Below are 24,629 nucleotides of genomic sequence, written 5' to 3' on the forward strand. Positions count from 1 at the left end.
AGGCCCTCAAGTACCTCAACTCGGCGGTATACGACTCGAGATGACCATGTCGCCGACGCTGGACTCCACCCGCCAGTCCATACCGACGGCCCGCTGGAAGGCGTCCGCGTCACCGACCGGCAGGACGCGGGACTGCAGCCCCATGGCCCGCGCCACCAGCGTCAACGTCTGCTGGAGCGCTCCCACGTCCTTCAGGACGTTGCTGTAGGCGGTGCCGCTGAACTTGTAGGCGGCGCGCGCGAAACGGGCGGATATGGCGATGAGCACGGTCGGCTCCCCGTCCGGTCCCGCCTCCCCGGTGCGCGCCGCGCCCGCCAGGTCGGCCGCCGCGCCCGGATCGCCGCCCATCCGCTCCAGGCAGTGGTCGAGCGGCTGGTAGTGGTAGGCGCCCGGCGGCAGACAGGACGCCCCCTCGTCGGCCAGGACGTAGACCTCCAGCGCGTAACTGTCGTCGACGCTCAGGTACGGGCGCTCGCTCGTCGGGTAGCCGGCCGGATCGAAGTCGGCCGGCGGCAGCATGGCGCGGACCCGGGCCGCCCGGTACAGCAGTCCGCCGAGCCGGTCCAGCGACAGCTCGCCGTCCTCGACGGCCGGACCGGCGCCGGGCTCCAGCACCGTGGTGAGGGACGCGTCGGCGGTCGCCGGCCCGTCCAGGTCGGGCCGGGCGAGGGCGATCCGGTGCGCGGGGCGGCCCGGGTCGGCCGCGGCCGGCGGCTTGACCACGGGCGGCGGGGGCATCCGGCCTACCTGGGCGAAGGCGGCTCCGCGCGGGCGGCCGAAGCGCTCCCGGCGGCTGCCGGAGTGCACCAGCAGCTCGTCCGGGGACCAGCCGGTGAGCGCGGGATCGCGGTCCTCCGCGAAGGTGGGCTCGTCGCCGCCCGGGCCGAGTCCGGCGGGCTCGTCGGCGACCACCAGCACACCGGCGGCGACCAGATACGAGCGGACCGCCTCCACCACGGGAAGGTGCGGCGCGTCGAAGTCGTCCGCCGAGCCGTCGATCCGGCCCAGCATCCCCATGACGCCCGGGTGGTGCAGCTCCACCTTGTGGTCGACGAGCGAGGACTCGACGGACAGCCCGCCCGGCGCACAGCGGATCACGGCGAACCGCGAGAGCCTGCAGACCCGGCCCAGCAGCGGCTTCAGCCGGGTGAACCGGGCGTGCCCGGAGATCGGCACCACGGAGAGCAGCGGCACCGCGCCGACGGCCAGCGTGCGCACCACCAGGTGCTGCAGCGGCCGGAGTTCGTCCAGCAGCTTCTCGGGCCCGCCGGGGGAGTCCGACGCCGAGGCCAGGATGTTGGGGATCGCCGACGGGCCGAGCTGCATCCGGCGCACGGCCTCGCGCAGGGCGGCGCTGGGCTCCTTGATCCGGAGATCCTCCCAGGGCGTCTCCAGCAGGAGGGCTTCCTCGGGATCGGTGTCCGGATCGACAACGATGTCCTGCCTCAGGGACCACAGATTGACCAATTGGGGGGCGAGACTGCCAAGGTGCACGGCTGATCCAAGGTGGGGGGAAGGTCGCGATCGCGAGGGAATCACGGGGACGGTCACAGGAACAGGGGGACCGGGTTGAGGTCCTCGTAGCGGGTCGGTTCGGTCAGGTCCTTGCTTCGCACCGGCACGTCGTAGAGACGACCGGGTGCGAACCGGGCCCAGTGGGGGCGGAGCCCGGGAACGATGACGCGGGCCACCGGCAGCCCCACGTCGGGACGGGTCTGGTCGAGCACGAGCATGTCGAGTCCGGCCTCGCGGACGATCCGCTCCGCCTCGGCGACATCCTCCCGCAGATCGGCCCGGGGCCGGTACGGGTGGGTGTCCGCGTTCGTCGCGGGTCGCTCCGGATCGGGCCGCAGGTACGGGAGTTCGGCGGCCCGGGCGGTGCGCATCCAGCGCAGCACCTCGGCGTCGTCGGTTCCGTATCCGGTGCCGTCGGCGTGCGCGTCGACGACGTAGGGGAGCATCTGGTTCAGTTCGGTGAGGGCGCGGTGCAGCGCGATCCGGGGGTCGAAGTGCGCGCCGAAGCCGAGCGTGATGTCCTCCCCGGCCTTGTCCGTACGGCGGGACAGCGCGACGACGGTGGGAACGCCGAGGTCGGCCGTGAGGTCGAGGGCCCACACCTCACGGTGCAAGGAGGCGTGGACGGTGCGCAGTTCGGCGATCCAGGGATCTTCGAAGGAGCCCAGGTCCACCCCGGGCCGACGCAGCCGGTTGTACCACCACAGGGCTACCGCGTCCCGCTCGACGAGCTCCAGGAACCCCTGGAGCACCGCGTCCTCGAGGGAGGCGCCCGCGGCCACGCCGTTGGAGGTGGCGAGGCAGTACGGACGGCCCGCGAGGCGGGACGCGCCGAAGTAGAGCAGGGCCGTGGGCAGCAGTCGGCGCCGCTCCTCGGTGAGCGACCACACCGGGGTCCACTCGATCTCCCGGCTCTCGTCGAAGGGCTCGCAGACCTGCTGGAACGCGCCGTGTCCGGCGTTCCAGCGGGCGCGGCCGGTGAACTGGCCGGCGGCGAAGAGCTGGACGGAGTCGGGGTGGACCGCCTCCTCGCCGAGCGCGTCGTACCTCGCGTGCAGCATCGGCTCGTCGCCCTGGAGGTGGCCGCTGTGCCGCTCCAGCACCTCGGCGAGCGCGCTCACCTTCGCCCGCAGCGGAGTGCTGCCCTTTCCGGCGCTGGTGGCGCGCAGTCCGGTGCGCCAGCCGCGCGGGTCGTGGTGGGTCAGGGCCAGGTTGTGCCCGGCGTGGAACACGTTGAGGAAGGCCGGCCCGCGCGGGTCGCGGCGGATCTCCCGGACGAGGCCGGTGAGCGGGTCCACGTGACGGCCGTAGCGCCGGAGCATCTCCTCCGGGCCCAGGGCCCGGTGCCCGCCGCCGGCACTGTCCGCCTTGGGGCGGGACGTCAGCACCACGGGCGCCTCGACCCTGGCGGCGACCAGCGTGGGGTCGCCGCAGTCCGGGCACTGCGGGCGCCGGCTCACCGGATGGTGACCGCCCGTCAGCATCAGCCCGTTCAGGGTCCACAGCGCGTCCTGGCCGGGGTGGCGCAGGCCGGCCAGCCACTTGACCGCCTCCAGCACGGCCAGGTGGAGGCCGGCGAGCAGGCTCGCCGGGACCGCGCAGGGGCGGCGGGGCAGCGGACCGGAGCGGCCCAGCCCCTGCTGGACCCGGGCCTCGACCGGGCGGCTGCGCCACAGCCGCTCGGCCAGGCACGACCAGCACGGGCCGTCCGGCACACCGAGGAACGGGCCGATCCAGGTCTCGGTGCCGTGCAGCTGGATCGGCAGCCAGCAGCGTCCGGCCTCCCGGTACTCCCGGTCGAGTTCGCGCAGCCGGGGATCGAGGTAGTCGTCGCAGGCCACCAGGACCAGGTCCGCCTCGGCGGCCGGCCCGGTGCGCAGGCCGGCCGCCACGGCGGCGGTGTGCAGTGTCTCGGGGCCGACGCCCCCCACCGCCAGCGTGTGCACGGTGGCCGCGGGGCGGGCGGCGCCGCCGTTGAGACCGGCGGCGTCCCAGTACGCGCGCTCCGCGGCGTCGTCGGCCCGCGACGCGGGCAGTTCGGCCAGCAGGCCGGCTTCGGTGAGACGGTCGAGCAGCCGCAGCGTCCGCTCGACCGGCAGTCGCCCGGACGCCTCCGCGAGGATGGCGTCGCGCGTCCTGACGCCGTCCAGCAGTTCCGCGAGGTGGCAGATCTCCGCGCCGTGCAACGTGGTGACGCGTCGCCCGGACATCAGGTAGACCGCTTCCCCGGGGACGATCTGGACCGTCAGGTGTTCCTTGAAGCCCAGGCGGGGCTTCTCCGAAGCCGGCCGGATCACCGTCAGACCCCGCTGTGGTCCGCGATGGCGGGAACCGCCGACTCGGCCCAGCAGACGAAGGAGTCGGTCGGCGCGGCCCACGGGCCGGCCGGGTTGTACTCCTCGATGAACAGGTCCTCGGAAAGGTGCTGTGCGGACATGGTCTCCCCCTCGATCGTCGGTGACCCGCGTCGGGCGACGCGGTCGGTGTGACCGTGCGGTGTGCCGCCGTCCCGCGAGTCGGTGTTATCCGCGGCTTCGGCGTCTGACCAGGAGTCTCGCCGAGAGGAGGAGGGCCGCAGTAGTGCCGCACTCACCGGCCGGTGGTGAAGAATTCATGATCGCCGGATGACGGCTTCAGCAGGCTTCACGCCGGGGCGCGCCGGGGGGTGCCAGGGGGCGGTCGGGCCGCAGCACCACGTGCAGGTCACGGCCCGCGGCCGGCACGTGGTGCGGGCCGCGGCCCGCGGGGGTGTGCCGCCCCGCGGGCCGCGGCCCGGTGTCGTCGCGGTCGGTGACCGTCAGGCGTTCTCCGCCACGGCCTTCGGCTCCGCGCCGGCCTCGCTCTGCTCGCCGTGCGCCGCGTTCTTGCGGGGCAGCAGGAACGTCAGCAGCAGGGTGAGGACCATGCCGCCGATGAACCAGCGCAGCGCGTGGGAGAAGGTGTCGGCGAAGGTGAGCGCGTTGGTGTGCTTGCCCGTTTCGGCGAACACCGCGGCGACCTTCGGGTTGCCGGTGAGCTCGGACGGGGCCTTGGCGCAGCTCGGCGCCTGGACGGTCCAGTCCTTCTCCTTCGCCTGGTCGCTCGTGCACTGCACGAAGTAGTCCACGACCCGGTCCGCGCCCGGCCCCGTGACCGACACGGCGGCCAGGTCCTTGCGCAGCTGCGGGGCCGCCTCCCGGGAGTTGTCGGCCGCGTTGCCGCCCAGGGCGCCGAAGAAGATGACGCTGACCAGGGCCGTGCCGACGGCGAACCCGAGCTGCTGGTTGGTGTTGACCAGGCCGGAGGCCGAGCCCGCGTCCTGCCGCGGAGCCTCGCTGGTGGCCATGTCCGGGATCGGGGACATGACCATGCCGAAGCCGAGTCCGAACAGGGCCAGCGGGAGCGCCATCTTCCAGCTGGTGGCCTCACTGCCGTAGTGCTCGACCACCCAGATGTAGGAGCCGAGGCCCAACAGCACCAGCACCGCGCCGAGTTGCAGGAGCTTGCGCCCCATCTTCGCGGCGAGGAAGGCGTACGACAGCGCCGACGTGACGAAGGTGGTGATGCAGAACGGCAGGCTGGTCAGACCGGCGCGGATCGGGCTCCAGCCCAGGCCGACCTGCATGTACAGGCTCCAGGACAGGAAGAACACGCCCACGCCGACGTTGAACGCCAGCTGCACGCTCAGCGCGGAGGAGAAGCTGCGCAGCCGGAACAGGTTGAGCGCGACCAGCGGCGAGCCGTCCTTGCGGGTACGGGCCTGCTGCTGGCGGATGAACACGAACAGCGACACCGGCGTCAGCGCCAGCAGGACGAAGCCCCAGGCCGGCCAGCCCAGCTCGCGCCCCTGGATGAGCGGGAAGACGAGCAGGAACAGGGTGACGGCGGCGAGGACCGCGCCGAGGATGTCCAGCCGCAGCGCGACCGGCGCCTTGGACTCGACGATGCTCCTCTGTCCGACGATCAGACCGAAGAGGCCGACGGGGATGTTGATGAGGAACACCAGCCGCCATTCCAGGCCGAACAGGTTCCACTCGACCAGCAGGCCGCCGAGGCTCAGTCCGGTGAGCGCGGCGAGACCGGCCACCGTGCCGAACATGCCGAACGCCTTGGCGCGCTCCTGCGGCGGGAAGCTGACATGGATGATGGCCAGGACCTGCGGCACCATGATCGAGGCGAAGCCGCCCTGGGCCAGCCGGGACACGATCAGCATGCCCGGGTCGACCGACACGGCCGCGGCCAGCGAGGCGAGCGTGAAGCCCGCCACGCCGATCTGGAAGATCCGCTTGCGACCGTAGATGTCGCCGAGCCTGCCGCCGAGGATCAGCAGCAGGGCGAAGGCGAGCTGGTAGCCGGCGGTGACCCACTGGATGTCCGCGTAGCCGGCGTCGAGATCCGTTCGGATGGAGGGGATCGCCACGTTCAGGATCGTGCTGTCGAGCATGTCCATGAACGCGGCCACGAGGATCACGGTCAACGCGATCCAGCGCTTGGGATTGAGCTCTCCCTCCTGCTCTCCGGACGACGTTGCTTCCAGAGCGGTCACGATCTTCTCCTTCTATGGGGGGTGTGCGTGCGGCGGGTTGGTCGGTCAGAGCAACACGTAGGGATGCGTGTCGCTCGGCGAATAGGCGTGCGAGGCCACCTCCACCACCTGGGTGGGGCTGAGCGCCATGTAGCTGTGCACGAGGCGCGGATGGACGGTGACGAGGTCCCCGGCGACCAGCACGGTGTCGAAGCGCTGGCCGGTGTCGAGGTCGTAGTACGCGGCTCTCAGTTCGCCGGAGATCACGAACATCACCTCGGTCTTGTCGAGGTGGTAGTGGTTGCCGCGGCACGGTCCGCCCGGCAGGCAGTCCCAGTACGCGGCGAACCGGTAGGTGTCGCCGTTGGCGAACCTCACGAGATCCCCGGCGGGAGAGGAGAGCCTGCCCGGACCGTCGCCGGGTATGACGTCACGGAATTTCGTGATGCGCTCACAGCGCAGCTTGTCGGTGACAGCGGAGTTCATAAGGCCCCTCTCGGGTCGTCCCAGCTCGGAACAGGGTGCTGTGCGGCGCTGGAAGCGGCCTTGTCCGCCGCTCGAACCTCGGCGACCAGCCGGGCGACCGTGAGGGCCCGCTCCTGGTGCCGTTCGCGAAGACTCCGCTCGGCCCCGAGGCCGTCGCGGGTCTGTGGGGTCTGTGGGGGTGGGGTCAGTGGGGTCTGTGGAGACCGCGGGGAGTGCGGGGCGTGCTGGGGCTGGGGGGTCCGTCCCGGCTGTTGGGCCGCCGGCCGGCTCTGCCGGACGGCGTGCGAGAACGCCCGGACCGCCTCGAGGTACTGGTCCCCGGGGCGCAGGACGAGTTCCTCGACGCCCTCCGGCCGCTCCACCCGGATCACCGGGCAGTGGTCGGCGGGCGGCGCGTAGGCGCGCTCCACCCGGATCCGCCCCGCGCTCCCCCACAGCTCGTACCCGGCCCGGTAGGCGTGCTCCATGCCGAACACCACCTGCGCGGTGACGCCGTCCGGGGCGGCCAGCAGGACCGCCCCGCCGGTGTCCACGCCGTGCACGGGGTGCCGGCGCAACCGCGCCCCGCACACCGTGAGGGCGGGGCCGAGGAAGAGGCGGGCGGCGAGCAGCGGATTGACGGCGATGTCCAGCAGGGCGCCGCCGCCGAGGGCCGCGTCGTAGCGGACATCGCCCGGCGGCGGCGCGGGGATGCCGAACTCCCCCGTGAAGCTGCGCAGTTCGCCCACGGCGCCGCCCGCGAGCAGGTCCCGCACCCGCCGGTGCAGCGGGTGGGACGGGAACATGAAGTTCTCGGCGAGCACCAGACCGCGCGCGGCGGCCAGCTCGAACAGCCGGCGGGTGGAGCCGACGTCACCGGTCAGGGGTTTCTCGCCGAGCACGTGCTTGCCCGCCCGTAACGCCCGTTCGATCCAGCGGGCGTGCAGCGCGACGGGCAGCGGCACGTAGACGGCCTCCACCTCCGGGTCGGCGATCAGGCGTTCGTAGCCCGTCACGGCGGCGCAGTCGTACCGGTCGGCCACCTCGCGGGCCCGGCCGCCGTCCCGGCTGGCCACGGCCACCACCCTGCTGCCGGGGTCCGCCGCGAAGGCGGGCAGCACCCGGCGGCGGGCGATGCTCGCGCACCCCAGCACACCGATCCGGACCGGCTCCGAGCCGGGCGCGGGCGACCCGTTCATCACGGCCGCCCGCTCGTCCCCAGCACGCCCTGCAGGAAACGCCCGGTGTGGCCGTCCGACTGTCCGGCCACCTGCTCGGGGGTGCCCGCGGCTACCAGCGCGCCGCCTCCGTCGCCGCCTTCCGGACCGATGTCCACCACCCAGTCCGCCGTCTTGATCAGGTCGAGGTTGTGCGAGACGGCGAGCACGGTGTGCCCCTTGTCCACCAGACTGTGCAGCACCGACAGCAACCGCTCGATGTCGCTGGAGTGCAGTCCGGTGGTCGGCTCGTCGAGCAGGTAGAGGGTGTGCGCGCCCGCCCTGCGCTGCAGTTCGTTGGCCAGCTTGACGCGCTGGGCCTCGCCGCCGGAGAGCGTGGTCGCCGACTGCCCGAGCCGCAGATAGCCGAGACCGACCTCGTCGAGCACCCGCAGCGGAGCCTCGATGGCGGGCTCCCCCGCGAAGAACTCCAGCGCCTCCTCGACGGGCATCGCCAGCACCTCGGCGATGTTCTTGCCGCGGTAAAGGATCTCCAGCGTCTCCGCGTTGTAGCGGGTGCCGTCACAGGTCTCGCAGTGCAGGAAGACGTCGGGCAGCAGCTGCATCTCGATCTTGATGGAGCCGTCGCCGGTACAGGTCTCACAGCGCCCGCCCGCCGAGTTGAAGGAGAACCGGCCCGGCTTGTAGCGGCGCTTCTTCGCCTCCGCGGTCTGGCAGAACACCTTGCGGACGCTGTCGAAGACCCCGGTGTAGGTCGCCGGCGTCGACCGGCCCGAACGCCCGATCGGCGCCTGGTCCACCCTGATCACCCGGTCGACGTGGTGCAGCCCCTCGATCCTGGTGTGGGCGCCCGGCGCCGGCGCGTCGCCGCCCAGCGCGCTCTCCACCGCCGGGTAGAGGATGTCGTCCACCAGAGTGGACTTGCCGGCCCCCGACACCCCGGTCACCGCGATGAACGTACCGAGCGGGAAGGCGACGTCGAACCCGGCGAGGTTGTTCTCCTTCGCCCCGTACACGGCGATCCGGCGATCCGGCGCCCCGGGCCGTCGGCTCGCGGGCACCGCGATGCCGCGCGTGCCGCTGGTGTAGCCGCCGGTCGGCGAGTTCACGTCGCCGAGCAGCTCCTCCGCCGGACCGCTGAACAGCAGCTCGCCGCCGTGCTCGCCGGCCGCCGGACCGAGCTCCACCACCCAGTCCGCGGCTTTGATCATCTGGTGGTCGTGCTCCACGATGAGCACCGTGTTGCCCTGGTCCCGCAGGTCCTGGAGGGTGGCCACCAGCTTCTCGATGTCCCTGGGGTGCAGACCGGTGGTCGGCTCGTCCAGGACGTAGAGCAGGCCGAACATGTCGGTGCCGAGCAGACCGGCCAGCCGGATGCGCTGCGACTCGCCGCCGGACAGGGTGCGCGCCGGACGGTCCAGACTGAGGTACTCCAGCCCCATCCGCGTCAGATGGCCGAGCCGCTGCACGATCTCCTCCAGGGCCTGGCCCACCGCGGCGCGCTCGCGCTCCGCGACGTCCAGCTCCTCGAAGAAGCGCAGCGACACGGAGACCGGCAGCGCCGTCACCTCCGCGATGCCGCGCCCGGCGACCCGGACCGCGAGCTGCGCCGGGTTGAGCCGGCCGCCGCCGCACTCCCGGCAGGGCGCCGGCCGCATGTAGTTCTCCAGCTGCCCGAAGTTCTCGCCGCCGGACTTGCGGTACCGCTCGTAGAGCCAGGGCACCACCCCGGTGAACACGACGTCCTTGACCGGGTCGCCCGGCTTGTCGAACTTGCGGGCCCGGACCTTGATGTCGGTGCCGTGCAGCAGCGTGTGCCGCAGCCCCTCGGAGAGCTCCTCCCAGGGCGTGTTCTCGTCCTCGCCCAGCAGCTGCGCCACCGCGCGGGCCTTCATCCGCTCCGGCTCGGTGAAGGTGGGCCGCCAGGGTGTGATCGCGCCCTCCAGCAGGGAGCGGCCCGGATCGGCGACCAGGGTCGAGGGGTCCACCTCGAGCCGGGTGCCGACGCCCTGGCAGGCGGTGCACTGGCCGAAGGGCAGGTTGAAGGAGAACGCCCCGTTGGTCATCTCGGGCAGCGCGCTGTCGTGGCCCTGCGGGCAGGCGTCGTCGGCCAGTTCGGTCCCGCACACGGTGCAGTGCGGGTGTCCGATCCGCGCGAACACCACCCGCAGCAGGTCGTACACCTCGGTGACCGTGCCCACCGTGGAGCGCGGGCTGCGGGAGGCGGAGGAACGCTGGTCGACCGCGACGGCCGAGCACAGGCCGCCGATGTGGTCGACGTCCGGCTTGTCCATCTGGTGCATGAACTGGCGGGCGAAGGTCGACATGCTCTGCAGCTGGCGCCGCTGGCCCTCGGCGTAGATCGTGGCGAAGGCCAGGGACGACTTGCCCGAGCCGGAGACGCCGGTGAACACCGTGAGGTTGCGGTGCGGCAGGTCCACGTCGACGCCGCGCAGGTTGTGCTCGCGGGCGCCGCGCACCTCGAGCGTCTCCGGCAGCAGGTGCGCGCGGCTGTTGGTGTCGCTCAACGGGGTTTCCTTCCCTACCGTCCCGGCCTGACGCCGGCGAGTTCTTCGATGACGGGCACGACGGACGCGGGGGACGGCATCGCGGCCACCTCCGCGCGCAGCGCCCGGGCCCTGACGCCGTACGACTCGTCCTCGAGCAGGGCGCGGCAGTTCTCCACGACGGCTTCGGGGTCGATGGGCTGCCCCACCAGCTGGCGGGCGGAGCCGTACGCGGTGACGCGGCGCGCGCTGTCGTACTGTTCGGCGACGATCGGCTGCGGGACCAGCAACTGCGGCAGTCCCGCGAGGATCGCCGCCATGGTGGAGCCGCCGCCGCAGTGGTGGACCACCAGGTCGCAGGAGGGCAGCACCGAGGCGAGCGGCAGGAAGCCGGCGGCCAGCACGGCGTCGGGCAGCGGCCCGAGCTCCGGGACGATGTCGTCGGCGACCGCGACGAGCAGCTCCACCCCGAGCGCGGGCAGCGAGTTGACCAGGTCCTTGAGCACCCGGGCGCCGCCGGCCGCCGGTGCGACCGTGCCCAGCGTGAGCAACAGGCGGGGGCGCTCGCGCGCCTCGAACACCCAGGACGGCACGGTGGCCGGCGGGTCGTACTGGACGTAGCGCATCGGGACGCCGTGGGCGCCGCCGGCGGGCAGCAGCGAGGCCGGGCAGGGCTCCAGCGCCAGGTCCGGCTCGGGCAGGGCGCCCAGGCCCAGCTCGGTCAGCTCCGGCGTCAGCTCGTCGGCCCCCGACTTGTCCATCTCGCGGAAGTAGCCGAGGCCGACGCCGTGCTCGATCCAGGGAATGCCCTTCAGCCGCGCCACGACGCCGGCCGCGTAGGTGTGCGGCTCGGCGACGATGACGTCGGGCTTCCACTTCTCGGCGACGTCGAGGAGGCCGGGCAGGGTGCGTGCGGCGAGCCGGCCGAAGCCGCGGCCGGCCTGCTCCAGCATCCGGGGCTCCTCACGCGCGAACGCGATGGGGTTGCCCTGCCGGTCGTGGGCCATGACCTCGCGCATGTGCATCGGCCCGTAGGTCGGGATGAACGGCATCCCCGAGCCGTTGGCCACGGGGGCAAGGCTCTCCGGTGCGGCGACCAGCACGTCGTGACCCGCCGCGCGCAGCGCCCAGGCCAGCGGGACGACCGGACAGTAGAGCCCGTAGCTCGGGCCGGTGCTCACGAGAATCCTCATGCTGGCCACTCAACTCGCTGCCACTCGAGCCGCACTTGAGCCGCCGCCACCAGCGGTGCTCGAGCCGCGTCCCCTAGCTTCGCGGGCCATGGAGATCGAGGAGATGGCCGTGCGGGACGCCTACCGCATCCGGCCGCGAATCCACGGCGACGAGCGGGGCGCGTTCTTCGAGTCCTTCCGGGACGAGGAGTTCACCCGTGTCACCGGCCAGGTGTTCCGGCCGGTGCAGACCAATTTCTCCGTCAACCACCGCAACGTGCTGCGCGGCATGCACGGGGTGAGTCTGCCGCCGGGCCAGGCCAAGTACGTCACCTGCGTCCGGGGCGCGGTGCTGGACGTCGTGCTGGACGTGCGCGTCGGCTCGCCGACGTTCGGCGGCCACGACGTCAGTCTGCTGGAGCCCGGGAAGGGCACGGCGGTGTTCCTGCCCGACGGGATGGCGCACGGTTTCGTCTCACTGACCGACGACTCCTGCGTGAGCTACGTGTTCGACACCCCGTACATCCCGGGCACCCCGTTCGAGATCGACCCGTTCGACCCGGATCTGGCCCTGCCCTGGCCCTCGACGGCGGAACCGGTGGTGGTGGCGCCGAAGGACCTCCAGGCGCCGAGTCTGTCCCGGGCCGCCGGACTCGGCATTCTGCCCCGCTACGAGGACTGTCTGGCGCACTACGCCCGGCAGCGCTCCGCTTTCCTTTCGCATGCGCCTCAGAACGCGATTCAGAGCCGACCTTCTGAATTCGCCGGAGACAAGGAGTAGTCATGTCGGTGAACGCCGCCGAATCCACGACCGAACAGTCGACGTTTCCCTACAAGCGCAAGTGCCCCTTCTCCCTGCCCGAGGAGTACGGGCCCATGATGGAGAAGGGGTCGGTGACGAAGGTCAGCCTCATCACCGGCCTCGAGGTATGGGCGGTCACCGACTACCACCTGATACGCCAGCTGCTGACCGATCCGCGGATCAGCTCCTCGCGCAAGCACGACAACTTCCCCTTCTACTTCGAGGCCCCGCCGGAGTTCCGCACCGAGACCTCCTTCATCGGCTACGACGCCCCCGAGCACACCACCACCCGCCGCAAGGCCGCCGTCACCTTCACCAACCGCCGGGTCCAGCAGCTGCGCGCGAAGATCGCGGAGAACGTGGACCTGCGCCTGGACGCCCTGGAGGCGGCGGGCTCGCCGGCCGACCTGCACGAGATCGTCTCGCTGCCGGTCCCGATGTCGATGATCTGCGAACTGCTCGGGGTGCCCTACGAGGACCACGCGTTCTTCGCCGAGCACGGCACCAACCTGCTCGGCGGCCACAGCACCCCCGACCAGCGGCAGGCCGCGATGGTGGAGGTGGGCAGGTACCTGGAGAAGCTGGTCGGCCTCAAGGAGCGCGAGCCGGGCGACGACCTGCTCAGCCGGGCGATCATCGCCTACCGGGAGTCCGGCGAGGAATACACCACGCGTGACCTGGTCAACCTGTGCCGGCTGCTGATGAACGGCGGGCACGAGACGACCGCCAACATGATCTCCCTGTGCACCATGGCCCTGCTGCGCAACCCCGAGCAGCTGGAGCAGCTCAAGGCCGACCCGTCGCTGATCGGCCCGGCGATCGAGGAACTCGTCCGCTACATCACCATCGGCGACCTGGCCGTGCCCCGGGTGGCCCTGGACGACATCGAGCTCGACGGCGTGACCATCAAGAAGGGCGACGGCATCCTGTGCCTGGCCCTGCCGGCCAACCGGGACGGCTCCGTCTTCGAGCGGCCCGACGAGCTGATCCTGTCCCGCGGCACCCGGCGCCACCTCGGTTTCGGGCACGGCGCGCACTACTGCATCGGCGCGGACCTGGCCCGGGTGGAGCTGGAGATCGCCCTCACCAAGATCTTCGAGCGCTTCCCGGACCTGCAGCTCGCGGTGCCCTACGAGGACATCCGCACCAAGGAGGGCTCCGTCGTCTACGGTGTGTGGTCGCTGCCGGTCAAGTGGTGAACACGACTTGAGGGAGGGGGTGCCCCTGGCACTCCCTCCCTCTGCTGTGTCGTTCAGTTGTGTCGCGCCGTTCGGGTGTCGTACGCGGTTCGGGCGCCCCGGTCGTGCCCGGTTCGGGCGCCGGGCGCGCGACGGCCGAAGCCGTCGCGCGCTCAGTAGTTGCCCAGCCCGCCGCAGACGTTGATCGCCTGCGCCGTGATGGACGCCGCGGTGTCGGTCACCAGGTAGGAGACCAGGCCCGCGACCTCCTCCGGGGTGGAGTAACGGCCCAGCGGGATCTTGGCGTTGAACTTCTCCAGGACGTCCTGCTCCGAGACGCCCCAGAAGTCCGCGTACCCGGACCTGACCCGCTCGGCCATCGGCGTCTCGACGTACCCGGGACACACCGCGTTGACGGTGATGCCCGACTTCGCCAGTTCGAGACCGACGGCCTTGGTGAAGCCGACCACCCCGTGCTTGGAGGCCGAGTAGGGCGACGCGTAGACGACACCCTGCTTGCCCCCGGTGGAGGCGATGCTGACGATCCGCCCGTAGCCGTTCTCGCCCATCCGGCCGGACGCCAGCACCTCCTTGGTCACCCGGAAGACACCGTTGAGGTTGGTGTCGATCACGTCGAGCCAGGTCGGCTCGTCGAGATGCGCGATCTCCCCGCCGCCGCCCCGGCCCGCGTTGTTGACCAGGATGTCGATACGCCCGAAGCGCTCCACGGCCGCCGCCACGGCGGCCCGGACGCCGTCGGTGGAGGTCACGTCGCAGGGGCCGCCGGCGACCTCCAGCCCCTCCGCGGTGAGCTTCTCCAGCGTCTCGGCCAGCTTGTCGGCGTCCCGGGCGCACCCGTACACCGCCATGCCCTGCTCCGCGAGGGTCCGGGTCACCGCGAGGCCGATGCCGCTGCTGGCCCCGGTGACGAACGCTACCCGCCTGTCGCTCATCTGGGTCCTCCCCGTCCCGTCCCGTCGAAGCTGCTCACGCGAGGGACTTGCCGTTCACGAAGTCCGTGATCGCCTGCGGCGTGTTCAGGTGCTCCATGTCGTCGGTGATGTCGACGCCGAACTCGCGCTTGATCAGGGCCGCCGTCTCCAGCAGGGCCAGCGAGTCGTAGCCGAGCTCGCCGAACGTGGTCCCGCCGATGTCGCCGGCGAGCTGCTCCGACTCGTCCTCGCCCGCGCTGATCCGCAGAATGTCCTTGAGCCGGTCGATCGTCAGTTCCGCCATTTCCATCTCCCGTGTCGGAGGGTTGTGCGTGCTCTGAGAATTTGTGCCGGACGACTCGGATCGCGCTCGCAGACGCCTGGAAAACCCACCTTCCGAGCAATGCTCCAGCAGCGCTGCCGCGGAAATCGAGCGGCCCCCTCCAGCGTGGGCCGCCCAACGATTCCCAGCCAACGAGGGTGTGTCGGGTGTGGAAAATCTGAAGCCACGGGAGGACCTCGTTCTTCCCAGCCGACTCGCCGCCTCCGCCCAGCGGACGGCGGGCGTTCAGATGCACATGGACGAATTCGACGCGTGGCTGGCCGAACGGGCGAGTGCGCATGACTTCACGGTCGATCGCATTCCGTTCTCCGGACTGCGCGGCTGGAAATTCGAGAACGACATCGGGAACCTGGTGCACGAAAGCGGCAGGTTCTTCTCCGTGGAGGGCCTCTGTCTGCGCGCCCCCGGATCCGCCGAACGCTTCCAGCCGATCATCAACCAGCCCGAGGTCGGCGTCCTCGGGATTCTCGTCAAGGAGTTCGACGGGGTCCTGCATTTCCTGATGCAGGCCAAGATGGAACCGGGCAACCCGGTGCCGCTGATGCTCTCGCCGACCGTCCAGGCCACCCGCAGCAACTACACGCAGGTGCACCGGGGCGCGAAGGTCAAGTACCTGGAGTACTTCACGGGGCGGCGGCCGACGCGGGTGATCGCCGACGTGCTGCAGTCCGAGCACGGCGACTGGTTCTACCGCAAACGGAACCGGAACATGCTCGTCGAGGCGGCCGCCGACGAGGCCGTCCCGCTCGACGACGACTTCTGCTGGCTGACCCTCGGGCAGATCAACACCCTGCTGGCCAGGGACAACGTCATCAACATGGACTCGCGCACGGTGCTGGCGTGCCTGCCCCCGGTGGGACCGGAGGCGGGGGCGGCCGACCGGTTCAGCCGCTCGCTGGCCGCCTCCCGCGACCCCTGCGCCGGCGCGGTGTCGACGACGGCCGAGCTGCTGGGCTGGTTCACCGGGCTGCGCGCCGACTGCCGGACCGAGGCCGGCCGGCTGCCGCTGGGCGCCCTGCCGGGCTGGCACCGCGACGACAAGGAGATCAGCCGCGACGACGGCCGCCACTTCCGGGTGGTCGCCGCCGACGTACGGGCCGGCAGCCGGGAGGTCTCGTCCTGGTCCCAGCCGCTCGTCGAGCCCGTCGGCAGGGGCCTGTCCGCCTTCCTGGTCAGGGAGTTCGACGGCGTGCTCCACGTCCTCGTGCGGGCCGCGGCCGAGGGCGGCTTCCGGGACGGCGTCGAACTGGCCCCGACGGTCCAGTGCATGTCGGCCGGCGAACTCGAGGAGGAGACCTCGCCGTTCCTCGCCCGGATCCCCGACGCGGGCTCCCCGCGGATCCGCTACGACGCCCTTCACGCCGAGGAGGGCGGCCGCTTCCTGAACGCGGTGAGCCGCTACGTCGTCGCCGAGACCGACACGGCGGCGACCGACGCCCTGCCGCCCGGTCACGCCTGGGCGACGGTGAGCCAGCTCACCGCCCTGCTCCGGCACAGCCAGTACGTCAACGTGCAGGCACGCACCCTCGTCGCCTGCCTGAACTCCCTCGGCTAGTGCGTGGCCGGAAAGGTTGAGCCGGTGAGCCTTTCCGGTCACGGCACTGGACGGGAAGAGCCGGGGAGAGGAGAGGAAAATGGCACCCTGGCGTCCTCGTCCCGTCGTCGCGGTCATGTGGACGGTGGACAGCGACCTCATGCGCTGCGCCGTCGCCCTGGCCGAGGAACACGGCGGCGACCTGGTCCTCGTCCTGGTCGTACGACGGCCGTGGACGCTGCTGCTCGACTGCTCCCTGGCCGCCGCGTTCGACTCCTCCGACCTCGAACTGGAGTCCCTGCTCAAGGTCGGCGCCCTCCTGGAGGGCAGGGCCGTGAAGTGGACCCTGCACACGACCTACAGCGACACCGGCAGAACCGTCGCCGGTCTGGTCCGCCGGAGGGAGCCCGGCTGGGTCGTGCTGGGCCGCCGGCGCTGGCGGCGCACCGCCAGGATGGTGGGCTCTCCCGCCCTCCCCGAGGACACCAAGCTACTGATCGTCTGATCCGTTGATCGCCCGACCGGCCCGTTGATCGTCCGACCCGTTCGCGTCACGCGTATGAAAAACCCATACCTGGGTCCTGTGAACCTCATGCGTATTGGTGACAGCGGCAGTTCCGGGCCTCAATTCCGGTCGTGCATTCTTCGAAGGTAACCGCAGAGGCTGAAAAGAAGCGCCACGTAGAGGGGGAAAAGTTGCTGGAAATAAACGTGCTCGGGCCGATGGAGGCCACCGGGGCCGGCCGGTGCATCGCGCCCACGGCGGCGAAACCGCGCCAGGTCCTCGCACTGCTGGCACTGCGGGCCGGTGAGGTCGTGTCGGTGTCCACCCTGGTCGAGGAGATCTGGGGTGAGAAACCACCGCGGAGCGCGCTGACGACCCTGCAGACCTACATCCTGCAACTGCGCAGACTGATCGGCCGGGTCGTGCTGTCGGGCTCGGCGAAGGACGTCCTGCTGACCCGTTACAACGGCTACCTGTTCGCCCCCGAGGCGGTGATGGTGGACGCCCAGCTCTACGACGGGCTCGTCGACGAGGCCAACCAGGCCTCGGAGAACGGCGACCACGTGGAGGCGTACCGGGTGGCCCGCCAGGCCCTCGACCTCTGGTCGGGGGACGCCCTGATCGACGTCCTGCGCGGGGTCCATCTCAGTATCGAGGCCACGCGTCTGGAGCAGAGCCGGCTGGGCCTGCTCGAGACCCGTATCGCCGCCGAACTGCACCTGGGCAGGCACCACATGCTGCTCGGCGAACTCGCGGTGCTGGTCGCCCGCAATCCCATGCACGAGAACTTCTGCGCCAAGCTCATGATCGCCCTCTACCGCTCGGGGCAGCGCTGGCGTGCCCTGGAGGTCTACCAGCGCGTGCGCGGCGAGCTGGCCGACGAGCTCGGACTGGAACCCTCGGCGCGACTGCAGCAGTTGCAGCACTCGATCCTGTCGGCCGATCCCGCGCTCGACTTCGTCGCCCCGACCGCCCTGTTCACCCAGCCGACATGACCCGGTGCGGGAACGGCGACCCACGCCGTTCCCGCACCCGGCCGTTCACCCCGCGTCGGCTGCCGTCACCTGCAGACGGGCCTCGTACAGCTCCGGGCTCGACACGGCGAGCGCCCGCAGCGCCGCGCTGTGCGGCTGGAACTCCGGCTGCGCCACCGCCGCCCGCAGACTGGCGTTGTCCGCCCAGCGCGCGATGTTCACGTACGACGCCGGATCGCCGAGCCGCCGGTGCAGGGTGTGCTCGACGAAACCCGGCTGGGCCGCGAAGAACTCCGAGGTCGCGGCGAAGACCTGCTCGAACTCCTCGGCCGTCCCCGTCAGCTGGAACCGGTTGACGAGCGTCACGGGGACCGCCTGCGCCGCCGCGGAGACCCGGGCGACGACCTGCTCGTAGCGGGCCAGCGTGTCGCCGGGGCTCGGGCCGTCGAGCGCCGCGTGGATCTGCGGCGCGATCTCACCGTGCCGGTGCAGTCCGCTGTGGGTGAGCGCCACGGTCGTCCGCCCGGCTCCGGCCGGCTCGAAGTCGACCTCGATGAAGCTCGCCTTCTCGTCGTCGAAGATCGGCTGCCAGTGCGGGCCGACCCGCCAGGTCAGCACGATCCGCTTGGACGGGTTCCACTCCACCACCGTGCCCCAGGCGATCTCGGTGCCGTCGGCGCCGACCTCGTAGTAGCGGCCGCCCTCGAAGGGTTCGATGGTGAGCGACACCCGGTCCTCGACGAAGACGTGCCTCTCGGGGAACCATTCGACGGGACGCTCGGCGAAAATGGCGAAGGCCCGGTCCGCGGGCACGTCCACCGTCACCGTCTTGCGCACGTCGGGGACCTTCTGCGCCTCGGTCATGAGTGCTCCTTGGGCGTTGGGATCATGCCTCCACCCTGGTCGACGCGTCTTGAACCTGGACGGAACCCCGATGGAACGCGGATGCCCGCGCGCGTGCCCGCGCGGCGCCGGCAGGGCGGGCCGGCACGGACGGGCCACGACGGGCGTCGATCGCGGGTGTAGGGGTTCTCTAGCGCCCGGGGCCAGCGTGAGCCGCATGCGTATCCTGGTCACCGGCGCGGCCGGCTTCATCGGCTCCCACTACGTGCGAGCGATGCTGAGCGGTGAGTACGCCGGATACGAACAAGCCGAGATCACCGTCCTCGACAAACTCACCTACGCCGGCAACCGGGCGAACCTCCCCGCCGAACACCCCCGGCTGACCTTCGTCCACGGCGACATCTGCGACCGCGACCTGCTGCGCGGCCTCGTCCCCGGGCACGACGCCGTCGTCCACTTCGCCGCCGAGTCCCACGTCGACCGCTCCCTGGTGCGCGCGGCCGACTTCGTCAGCACCAACTGCGTCGGCACGCACAACGTCATGGAGGCGAGCCTCGCCGCCGGCGTGTCCCGCGTGGTGCACGTGTCCACCGACGAGGTGTACGGCTCCATCGCCCACGGCAGCTGGACCGAGGACTGGCCGCTCGCCCCCAACTCGCCCTACGCGGCGTCCAAGGCGGCGAGCGACCTCATCACCCTCGCCTACGCCCGCACCCACGGACTGGACGTGTCCGTCACCCGCTGCTCCAACAACTACGGCCCCTACCAGCACGTCGAGAAGCTCATCCCGCTGTTCACCACCAACCTGCTCGACGGCGTCCCCGTCCCCCTCTACGGCGACGGCGCCAACGTCCGCGAGTGGCTGCACGTCTCCGACCACTGCCGTGCCGTACAGCTGGTGCTGACGGGCGGCCGACCCGGCGAGGTGTACAACGTCGGCGGCGGCACCGAACGCACCAACCGGGAGATCACCGACCTGCTCCTCGACCTGTGCGGGGCCGACCCGTCCCTCGTCGACCGCGCCCCCGACCGCAAGGGCCACGACCTGCGCTACGCCCTGGACGACTCCAGGATCCGCACCGAACTCGGCTACGCCCCCCGGGTCCCCTTCGACGAGGGCCTCACCGCCACGGTCGCCTGGTACCGGGACAACCCCACCTGGTGGCGCCCGCTCAGCCTGACCGGCGCCTGACGAACCCCGTCGGTGCTGCCGTTCTCAGCGAAGATGACCGACGAAAGCACCCCAGGCCCGCGGGGAGAAGGCGATCGCGGGCCTACCGGACCGCTTGCTGTCACGGACGGGAACGACACCGGGGAGGTTGCCGGCGACCTCGACACAATTCCCCTGCCCCCCGCTGTAGCTGCTGGCACGCCACACCGCTCCCGGGAGTGCCGAATGTATGTAGAGGTCTTGGCTCATGCTCGGTACTCCTTGGCGATGCGGCGGATCAGCGTGAGTGATTCCGTCGGTGGCAGCGCGGTGGTGCGGGCGTCGTCGAAGAGGGCGCGGTAGTACGCGACCTCCGGCCCACCCTGACCGAAGTCACCTTCCGCTTGCCCCGTTCCCGTCAGAGCGTGCCGAGATCGCGGGCGACACTGCATGCCGTTTTGGGTGGCTGGGACGTGGACCAAGACGTCCCGGAGTCAGCGGAATGCGGCCATGGACGAGCTACTGACGAACGGCACCCATTCTCTGGGGATGACGAAGAAAGACATGGTCGCGAAGGCCGTCCGAGCCGAATTTGACCTCCGCCGTGAGAAGGCTCGGGCCCGCATGCTGGAGAAGATGCGCAAGCTGGACGGATCCGTGGAATCGAGCCTCTCGCTGCTCACCGGACTGCCACCAGAGCGGACCAAGGAACGCGGTGGAGTGGGAGACGACGACTGATTCCACTTGATCAAGTTCTGGGCGCAGAGGGGATCGGGGTGGTTGCTGACCAGAGCTCCGATCGGACGTCGGGGTTTGGAATCGATCCTCCCGCGTAATTGGGGCCGACCGTCTCGGCCGTCGGTGGCGACACCGAGGACTTGGTGACACACGGTGTAGCCACCTCGAAGAAGGCTTGACCGTTGCCGCCGATGAGGAGGCGCACACGGAACTGGTCGGGCGTCTCGAAGTACGTCGCAGGGCTCTTGGCGCTTCGGTTCACACCGAGCTGTCGGTACCCCTCGGCCTTCCAATAGCGCTCCACCACCCCGAGGAAACTACCTCTGCGTTCCGGCGAGATGACGGTCATCACTGCGCGACGCCGCGACACATCACAGCTGCCGACGGTGGTTTCCCCATGAGTCCAATGGACTGCAGGCTTGATGGCAGCGAACGTCCCATCCAGAATGCTGTCCGCATGTTCCGCCGCTTCCTGCATGTTCATCTTCGACTTCCCCTCAGCCGGCTGCTCCGAAGCTCCACATCCTGCCAAAAATAGAATTCCTACCAGGAACGTGATTCTGATGCCTCTCATCGCGGCTGCTCCAAAACGATTTCGTCAGACTTGCCGACCACAATTTTTGCAATATTGTCGGCAGACATCTGATCCTTCGTAGGGGTGAAATATTGCGAGTGCGCATCAAACCCACCCTCGGTCACAGGAGGGCCGTCGTCGACCAGGAAGCGTGTGGCCCCAAACGCCTTGTTCGCCGGATCGGTTCCGAACCAGATCTGACTGGGATCCGTCTGCTGATCTTGAGCCATGTAGCCGGCGACGCCACCCACGACGGTACCGGCTACTCCCCCAACGACTCCACCCGCAGGGCCGGCCATTCCCAATCCCAATACGAGCCCTGCCGATCCTCCACCAGCAGCTCCAGCCCCCATACCACTGGCCTCATTGTGATTAGGGAACTTAGTGACGATGTCGTTGTCGGCCGCGCCGACGAATACATGGTGCTTGCCGACGTTCAGATCATCGGCGGTCTTCGCACCGGTGCCGGGGCTACCGACGAGGATGATGTCGTCCGCTCCGGGGATCCCGCCCTTCTCCTGAGCCGCCAAACCGACGGTCAGGGAACCGTATGAGTGTCCAATGGCCGTAATATGCGGATCCGCGTTCGCGTTCGTCGCCGAGATTCCTGCCATGAAGCTGTTGTACGCAGGGGCTCCGCTTTCGGCGTTTTCTCTGAACATGACGTCCGTGTTGGCGGCGAGGTCCGTTGGGGAGGTCTGAGGTGCGTCGTAGCCGAGCCAGACAATAGACGCGGTGGAGCTGTGAGGGTCGGCCTCACGGGCACCAAGAGCAGTGTCCTGAGCTCGTTTCATTGTGCCACCGACGAACTCGTCGTCCAGCTTTGTCCCAAGTCCAGGGACATACGCGGAGACGTTCTTCGCCGTGTCGGGGTTGCCATAGGAAACAATCGCGCGGCCGTTTCCTTCGTCCCCGATACCCAGGAGATACATCGGAGGAATACTTGGTTCCTGAAGTTTCTCTTGTATCCCTTTCAGTCCGTCCAGCATCGACTTCGACTCATCGTCATTTTTCCCCGAGAGTTTGCCGATGAGAAGCTGGATGTTCTCCCGATTGGCATCGTCCCGCACGGTCGCCGGAATGCCGTCCAGGTTTCCGATCACGTCCGGGTAGACCGCCAGGTACTCCTCCCGTTGCTCTTGAGTGAGGTGGTCCCACCAGTCCTTGCGAGCGGCTGGGGACTCGTCGAGCGGGATCTCGTCCTTCAGGTACTCCGCTGCAGCCTCGCCCACTGCCTTGACATCGGCGGCAGCGTCGGCCCAGGTCTTCGCGTCGACCATCAGTCCAGGCGCTGCCTTGAGCTCGCTCAGGGCCTGCCTGTAGCGTTCGTCGATTTCCCGGGCCTCCCGCAGAGCGTGAGCCATGCGGTCGGCGATGTCCTGCGCCTTGGCGTGGTTGGCGTTGGGGTTGATCAGGCTGGGCGCTCCGGGACCCGTACCGGGGGTGTACAGCCCCTTGTCGCTCGGTGGGTACAACCCGTTGTTGCCCGGCGTCAGCATGCCGTTGTTGCCCACTGCCGAGCCGCCGGGGATCTCTTCCCCGGTCAACTCGTTCTTGCCGCAGGCCGGGTACCCGATGCTTCCGTCCTCGTTCACTGTGTACGACAAGGCAGCGGCGTCGTCCAACGCGTCATTCAACCGCCTCTGAGGGGCACCGAGTTCGGTAGATAGACCGTTCACCGAAGCGCGAATCAGCCCGCACTCGGCGTGGATGTAGTGGTAGTTGCGGCTCAGTCGCCGCAGTCTTCGGACGGCAGCCTTCGCCGATTCGCTCTCCTGGCTCTTGGACAACTTGCCGGCCATCTCGGCATCCACGCGTTCTGCCGAGGCATCCGCATGCTGCGAGACCTTGGCCCAACTGTCGGCCGCGTCATCCAGCTCCGAGAGCTTCAGGTCCCGCAGCTGCTGCCAGGTCAACACCGCTGTCACTGGTCCTTGCCCCCTCCCGAGACTTGTACAGCGCGCGCCTTGGCAGCAACGGCACTGTCAAGCTCACCCATGTCCTTGGCGACGGCGCGCAGCTTGGGCTCCAGCGACTCACACTCGTCCCGCACCGCCTCCAGCCGCTTCTCCCAGGTGGTGAGTACCGTCTTTAACGCAGCCAGGCTCCCGAGGCCTACAGCCCCGGTCGACACACCCGTGTGGCCTGACTGCAGGCTCGTCCTCGTGGACTCGGTGCTGATCTTCAGCTCGTTGGATGTGCCTGCGGCGTGGGTCCATGGCCCGTTCGAGTGGCGCAGCGTACCGGAGCCCCCATCCGATCCGGACTTCGTCCCACCCGTGGGAGCGCCGCCGCCCTGATCAGCCAGCAGTTGGTTCAGCTGCATATGAGTGGAGTGACGCTCGGCCGCCGCGGCCTTGACCTGTTCCCACTCGTCCCAAGCCACCAGCGATCTCTCCCCGTCGTACGCCTCCGCAGCGCGGTCTGTGCCTGCTGTTGCGGACGCTGTCCCGTGTGTCGCAACGCACTGTATCCGCGCGATCTGACAGAGCGACTGAGTACTCCTACTCATGCCGCCTCCAGGATGGTTACGGTGTCGGCCGCCAGCCAGGCGACGCCGTCGCGGCGAACCTTCACAAGAACCGACCCGTTCGTGCCGTGCGTCCTGATCTACGGTGCCATGAGGCACCTGGGACCGGGGAGGAACCGTGCAGCAGTCGAGAGCGGCACTCGCCGAGCGGATCGCGGAGCGCAGAGACGGGGGCGGCGACCCGCGTGCCCTGGTCGGCGAGATGCGGCGCTCGGTGCTGCTGGTGCCGGTGGCCGACGGAGGTCTGTGGTCGGTGCGGTCGGGCGGGGTGCGGTGGATCTGCGGGTTCACCGACGAGAGCGCGCTCGCCCGGTTCGCCCTGCACCACGGACCCGGCGACCGGCCCGTGGACTACGCGGCGCTGCTCGGCGCGCGCATCGTCGACGAGATCGTGCCGGCCCTCGGCGAGCCCGCCGGGCTGGCCGTCGACATCGCCACCGGCGAGGGGTCGATGTTCTTCCCGCCGGTCGTCGGCATCGTCCCGGACGCGGTCGCCGTCGACGCCGGTGCGGCGGCGGGGAGGCGGCCGTGAGCGGCGAGGGAACGGACCTTCGGCTCGGCGAGGCCGCCGTCGCGAAGTTCACCCAGGGCGTGGGCGCGACGATCGACCAGCTCGGCGACCTCGGCGGCGCCACCGGCTCGGTGATGGGCAAGGGCTTCTCGGAGCTGGCCATGACCCAGATGGAGGCCGGGCACCACGGCCTGTCGGCGGACTTCGAGGACTTCTGCGAACGCTGGGAGTGGGGGGTGCGCGCCCTGGTCCACGATGCCAGCGCCCTCGCGAACCGCCTCGGCCTCGCGGCGGGCACCCAGTGGGAGCACGACCAGTACATAGCGGGCTCGTTGAAGGTGGGCGTCAACTCCGTGATGGGCGGCAACCCGCACGCCAGTGAGGCGGAGATCACCCAGCAGGACTGGGGCGACGTCTTCACACCGGACTCCCTGGACCCCGACTGGAGCGGCGAGTCGTTCGACAAGGCCGGTCAGGACATCGAGCAGACCTGGAAGGACACCGGGCGCACCGTCCTCACCGAGGGCGACGGCGGCCGGCGGTCGGAGTTGCTCAACGACGCGCTCGGCATCTCCGACGACCAGTGGAACCAGGCACTGGACGACACCTTCGGCCCGTCGCCGGAGGAACGCGCGCGGCAGCAACAGCAACAGGGCGACTCCGGGGGCAACTGA

The 24,629-nt window shown here is 70.1% G+C and carries 25 protein-coding genes; 9 read left to right on the forward strand and 16 right to left on the reverse strand.

The window, feature by feature from the left end:
• Positions 1–15 precede the first annotated feature (15 nt).
• The 8 genes from C6376_RS07345 to C6376_RS07375 form a co-directional block, all read right to left on the reverse strand.
• The gene (locus C6376_RS07345) at positions 16–1,494 is read right to left on the reverse strand and encodes a SagB family peptide dehydrogenase (RefSeq protein ID WP_159083162.1); all 1,479 of its coding nucleotides are present in this window, start codon (positions 1,492–1,494) and stop codon (positions 16–18) included.
• A 53-nt stretch (positions 1,495–1,547) separates the two neighbouring features.
• Positions 1,548–3,812 carry a TOMM precursor leader peptide-binding protein gene (locus C6376_RS07350; RefSeq protein ID WP_254075861.1) on the reverse strand — a complete coding sequence of 755 codons (2,265 nt, stop codon included), beginning with the start codon at positions 3,810–3,812 and terminating at the stop codon, positions 1,548–1,550.
• Between the two features lie 2 nt (positions 3,813–3,814).
• Complete coding sequence (locus C6376_RS43720; protein ID WP_159083163.1) at positions 3,815–3,952, reverse strand: hypothetical protein; 138 nt, start codon at positions 3,950–3,952, stop codon at positions 3,815–3,817.
• A gap of 360 nt (positions 3,953–4,312) precedes the next feature.
• Positions 4,313–6,040, reverse strand: a complete 1,728-nt coding sequence (locus tag C6376_RS07355; RefSeq protein WP_107442679.1) for an MFS transporter — start codon at positions 6,038–6,040, stop codon at positions 4,313–4,315.
• 45 nt (positions 6,041–6,085) lie between these two features.
• Positions 6,086–6,505 (reverse strand): cupin domain-containing protein, encoded by a 420-nt coding sequence (locus C6376_RS07360; RefSeq protein WP_107442680.1) that lies wholly within the window; start codon positions 6,503–6,505, stop codon positions 6,086–6,088.
• Positions 6,502–7,683, reverse strand: a complete 1,182-nt coding sequence (locus tag C6376_RS07365; RefSeq protein WP_107442681.1) for a Gfo/Idh/MocA family protein — start codon at positions 7,681–7,683, stop codon at positions 6,502–6,504. Before C6376_RS07365 ends, C6376_RS07360 begins: the two co-directional genes overlap by 4 nt.
• On the reverse strand, positions 7,683–10,190 hold the full coding sequence (gene uvrA / locus C6376_RS07370) for an excinuclease ABC subunit UvrA (RefSeq protein ID WP_254075862.1): 2,508 nt from the start codon (positions 10,188–10,190) through the stop codon (positions 7,683–7,685). Before uvrA ends, C6376_RS07365 begins: the two co-directional genes overlap by 1 nt.
• 14 nt (positions 10,191–10,204) lie before the next feature.
• Positions 10,205–11,362 (reverse strand): nucleotide disphospho-sugar-binding domain-containing protein, encoded by a 1,158-nt coding sequence (locus C6376_RS07375; RefSeq protein ID WP_107442682.1) that lies wholly within the window; start codon positions 11,360–11,362, stop codon positions 10,205–10,207.
• A gap of 88 nt (positions 11,363–11,450) precedes the next feature.
• On the opposite strand from C6376_RS07375, the gene C6376_RS07380 reads away from it, so the two are divergent.
• Both C6376_RS07380 and C6376_RS07385 read left to right on the forward strand, forming a co-directional pair.
• A complete protein-coding gene (locus tag C6376_RS07380) occupies positions 11,451–12,122 on the forward strand; it encodes a dTDP-4-dehydrorhamnose 3,5-epimerase family protein (RefSeq protein ID WP_107442683.1) in 672 nt (223 codons plus the stop codon).
• Between the two features lie 2 nt (positions 12,123–12,124).
• Positions 12,125–13,342: a cytochrome P450 gene (locus C6376_RS07385; RefSeq protein WP_107442684.1), complete on the forward strand. Its 1,218-nt coding sequence runs from the start codon at positions 12,125–12,127 to the stop codon at positions 13,340–13,342.
• Positions 13,343–13,494: 152 nt separating this feature from the next.
• On the opposite strand, the gene C6376_RS07390 is transcribed toward C6376_RS07385, so the two are convergent.
• Both C6376_RS07390 and C6376_RS07395 read right to left on the reverse strand, forming a co-directional pair.
• On the reverse strand, positions 13,495–14,274 hold the full coding sequence (locus C6376_RS07390) for an SDR family NAD(P)-dependent oxidoreductase (protein ID WP_107442685.1): 780 nt from the start codon (positions 14,272–14,274) through the stop codon (positions 13,495–13,497).
• A 34-nt stretch (positions 14,275–14,308) separates the two neighbouring features.
• Positions 14,309–14,557: an acyl carrier protein gene (locus C6376_RS07395; protein WP_057577785.1), complete on the reverse strand. Its 249-nt coding sequence runs from the start codon at positions 14,555–14,557 to the stop codon at positions 14,309–14,311.
• A 187-nt stretch (positions 14,558–14,744) separates the two neighbouring features.
• On the opposite strand from C6376_RS07395, the gene C6376_RS07400 reads away from it, so the two are divergent.
• From C6376_RS07400 to C6376_RS07410, 3 genes are all read left to right on the forward strand, one after another.
• The gene (locus tag C6376_RS07400) at positions 14,745–16,151 is read left to right on the forward strand and encodes an NDP-hexose 2,3-dehydratase family protein (RefSeq protein WP_254075863.1); all 1,407 of its coding nucleotides are present in this window, start codon (positions 14,745–14,747) and stop codon (positions 16,149–16,151) included.
• Positions 16,152–16,230: 79 nt separating this feature from the next.
• A complete protein-coding gene (locus tag C6376_RS07405; protein ID WP_107442686.1) occupies positions 16,231–16,635 on the forward strand; it encodes a universal stress protein in 405 nt (134 codons plus the stop codon).
• Between the two features lie 191 nt (positions 16,636–16,826).
• Positions 16,827–17,630, forward strand: coding sequence for an AfsR/SARP family transcriptional regulator (locus C6376_RS07410; RefSeq protein WP_319595327.1), 804 nt, complete (start codon positions 16,827–16,829; stop codon positions 17,628–17,630).
• 45 nt (positions 17,631–17,675) lie between these two features.
• Here the strand turns inward: C6376_RS07410 and C6376_RS46340 are convergent, their stop codons facing one another.
• The gene (locus C6376_RS46340; RefSeq protein ID WP_159083164.1) at positions 17,676–18,473 is read right to left on the reverse strand and encodes an antibiotic biosynthesis monooxygenase; all 798 of its coding nucleotides are present in this window, start codon (positions 18,471–18,473) and stop codon (positions 17,676–17,678) included.
• 196 nt (positions 18,474–18,669) lie between these two features.
• Between C6376_RS46340 and rfbB the strand changes: the two genes are divergently transcribed.
• Positions 18,670–19,644, forward strand: a complete 975-nt coding sequence (rfbB, locus tag C6376_RS07420; protein ID WP_107442688.1) for a dTDP-glucose 4,6-dehydratase — start codon at positions 18,670–18,672, stop codon at positions 19,642–19,644.
• Between the two features lie 24 nt (positions 19,645–19,668).
• On the opposite strand, the gene C6376_RS07425 is transcribed toward rfbB, so the two are convergent.
• Entirely contained in the window at positions 19,669–19,872 is a 204-nt protein-coding gene (locus C6376_RS07425; RefSeq protein ID WP_107442689.1) for a DUF397 domain-containing protein, read from the reverse strand.
• Positions 19,869–20,054 (reverse strand): hypothetical protein, encoded by a 186-nt coding sequence (locus C6376_RS45055; RefSeq protein WP_254075864.1) that lies wholly within the window; start codon positions 20,052–20,054, stop codon positions 19,869–19,871. Before C6376_RS45055 ends, C6376_RS07425 begins: the two co-directional genes overlap by 4 nt.
• Before the next feature lie 97 nt (positions 20,055–20,151).
• Between C6376_RS45055 and C6376_RS07435 the strand changes: the two genes are divergently transcribed.
• Positions 20,152–20,340, forward strand: coding sequence for a hypothetical protein (locus C6376_RS07435; RefSeq protein WP_254075865.1), 189 nt, complete (start codon positions 20,152–20,154; stop codon positions 20,338–20,340).
• A 10-nt stretch (positions 20,341–20,350) separates the two neighbouring features.
• Here C6376_RS07435 and C6376_RS07440 read toward each other — a convergent pair whose 3' ends face one another.
• From C6376_RS07440 to C6376_RS07450, 3 genes are all read right to left on the reverse strand, one after another.
• Positions 20,351–20,824 carry a hypothetical protein gene (locus C6376_RS07440; protein ID WP_107442691.1) on the reverse strand — a complete coding sequence of 158 codons (474 nt, stop codon included), beginning with the start codon at positions 20,822–20,824 and terminating at the stop codon, positions 20,351–20,353.
• Between the two features lie 86 nt (positions 20,825–20,910).
• Positions 20,911–22,842 (reverse strand): alpha/beta hydrolase, encoded by a 1,932-nt coding sequence (locus C6376_RS07445; protein WP_107442692.1) that lies wholly within the window; start codon positions 22,840–22,842, stop codon positions 20,911–20,913.
• Positions 22,839–23,300, reverse strand: a complete 462-nt coding sequence (locus C6376_RS07450; RefSeq protein ID WP_254075866.1) for an amino acid ABC transporter permease — start codon at positions 23,298–23,300, stop codon at positions 22,839–22,841. The genes C6376_RS07445 and C6376_RS07450 overlap by 4 nt, the downstream gene beginning before the upstream one ends.
• Positions 23,301–23,562: 262 nt before the next feature.
• On the opposite strand from C6376_RS07450, the gene C6376_RS07455 reads away from it, so the two are divergent.
• Positions 23,563–23,976 (forward strand): hypothetical protein, encoded by a 414-nt coding sequence (locus C6376_RS07455; RefSeq protein ID WP_173985596.1) that lies wholly within the window; start codon positions 23,563–23,565, stop codon positions 23,974–23,976.
• A complete protein-coding gene (locus C6376_RS07460) occupies positions 23,973–24,629 on the forward strand; it encodes a hypothetical protein (protein WP_107442693.1) in 657 nt (218 codons plus the stop codon). Before C6376_RS07455 ends, C6376_RS07460 begins: the two co-directional genes overlap by 4 nt.

The organism is Streptomyces sp. P3 (assembly GCF_003032475.1).
Lineage (GTDB): Bacteria > Actinomycetota > Actinomycetes > Streptomycetales > Streptomycetaceae > Streptomyces.